The organism is Caldanaerobacter subterraneus (assembly GCF_004345675.1).
Classification (GTDB): domain Bacteria; phylum Bacillota; class Thermoanaerobacteria; order Thermoanaerobacterales; family Thermoanaerobacteraceae; genus Thermoanaerobacter; species Thermoanaerobacter subterraneus.
Map to the genome: position 1 here is coordinate 1 of NZ_SLWU01000068.1, position 1,928 is coordinate 1,928.

A 1,928-nucleotide genomic window follows, 5' to 3' on the forward strand; every position below is an offset into this window, starting at 1 on the left:
ACAAGTTATATAAAAAAGCATGATAAGTTGAAGGCTGAAATTAACTAAGTTTCAGGGGTTGTCTTAAAAAAATCCTACAGTATCTTGACACTATCGTGCCTGATAAACATATTTGTAAATTAGGGTAGAAAATGTTAAAATAATTTAAAATGAGGTAACGTAAAAGGAGAGGGGGAATATAGTGATTATAGTTACTGGTGGGACAGGTCATATTGGAAATGTGTTAGTGAAAAAATTGTTAGAAAAGGGTTATAAGGTGAAAATAATAGTACCTCCTGGTGAAGATTTAACTTCTATATTTGGCTTGAATGTTGAAATTGAATTTACAGATATTCGAAATAAAGCTCGCCTAATTGATTGTTTCAAAGGGGGCGAAATTGTATTTCATCTTGCAAGTTTTATTTCAATTTTTACAAAAGATAAAAGAGTATATGACGTAAATGTACATGGAACAGAAAATGTGATAGAGGCGTGTATAAAAAATAATATAAAAACACTTATTTATGTTAGCTCGGTCCATGCATTAAAAGAAGAACCTAAAGGAAAAGTAATTAAAGAAAACAAAGATTTTAATCCGGCTTACGTAAAAGGTGATTACGCAAAATCAAAAGCAATTGCTACAGCAAAAGTTTTAGAATCACAAAAATTAGGTATGGAACCTATTGTTGTTCATCCTTCAGGAGTTATTGGACCTTATGACTATAAAATTTCTTTTATGAACCAGGTTATAATTAATTATTTAAGAGGAAGATATAAGTTTTCAATAGAAGGTGCGTATAATTTTGTTGATGTAAGAGACGTAACAGAAGGTATAATACTGGCATGGGAGAAAGGGAAAGCAGGCGAAAATTATATTCTTTCGGGAGAAGTAGTTACTATAGAAAAGCTATTTTCTTATCTTGAAGAAATAACAGGAATAAAAAAACCTACTATTGTCATTAATAGATATATTGGTGAGTTTTTTTCATACTTTGCTGACATTTACTATAAAATAACAAAAGAAAAGCCTACATATACCTCTTACGCTATTTATAGTTTAAATAGTAACTCGAATTTCACTTATGAAAAAGCTAAAAAAGAATTAGGATATAATCCGAGACCTATAAGGGAAACAATATATGATACGGTACTTTGGCTTGAAGAGAGAAGTTTAATTTAGCAACTATAGATGTTTGATTTTGGAGTATTAATTTATTCTTACTCTCAGTAGTCAAAAAAATGATAGTAAAATCATACCCTGAAAAAATCCTGATAGAACCCCTTCGGGAACCTATCAGGATTTTTTCAGGCATAAAGGGGTTGGTATCATGTTTTGGTCAAATTTTACTGCCAGATTTGGTGAGGTTATTGTCAGAAGCGGAATTGCCAGCATCCCGGATGCTGTTTTTTCTTTTCAGAAAGAATTAGGGCTGTCTGTTGGGGAATGCTGGTTTGTAGCTCAGATACTGCGCTTTAAGTGGACAACAGAACTGCCAAGGCCTTCACTAAGAAAAATGGCAGAGTACACCGGAGTTTCCGAGCGTACTCTGCATAATTACAAAAACTCTCTCATAGGAAAAGGCTATCTTCGTGTCATCAGTCGTACTAATGAACGCGGCGGACAAATAGCAAACTATTATGACTTCACAGGCCTTTTCGAAAAAATTATATCACTTCTTGAAGGAAAAGAGCAAGAGACAAACCCATTTGAGGATACTGTTGAAGAAGAGGTTCAGGAGGAGGCAACTGAAAAAATTTCAGACCCCCTCTGCAAAAATTTCAGTGCCCCACTGAAAAATTTTCAGTGCCCCTCTGAAAAAATAACAGAGCCCCCTCTGAAAAAATTTCAGACGGAACAGAATAATAATAAAACAGAAAAATATAAAACAGAAAAATATATATACAACAACCCGCCTAACGGCGGAACAAATTCCCAGCCTTCGGCTGGG

General features: G+C 33.8%; 1 protein-coding gene and 1 pseudogene. Both read left to right on the top strand.

Translation table 11 applies throughout. The features are described 5' to 3' along the window. Positions 1-181 precede the first annotated feature (181 nt). On the top strand, positions 182-1,159 hold the full coding sequence (locus EV203_RS13240) for an NAD-dependent epimerase/dehydratase family protein (RefSeq protein WP_132040912.1): 978 nt from the start codon (positions 182-184) through the stop codon (positions 1,157-1,159). A gap of 148 nt (positions 1,160-1,307) precedes the next feature. Beyond that, positions 1,308-1,928, top strand: a pseudogene (locus EV203_RS13245) (helix-turn-helix domain-containing protein); the annotation flags it as partial.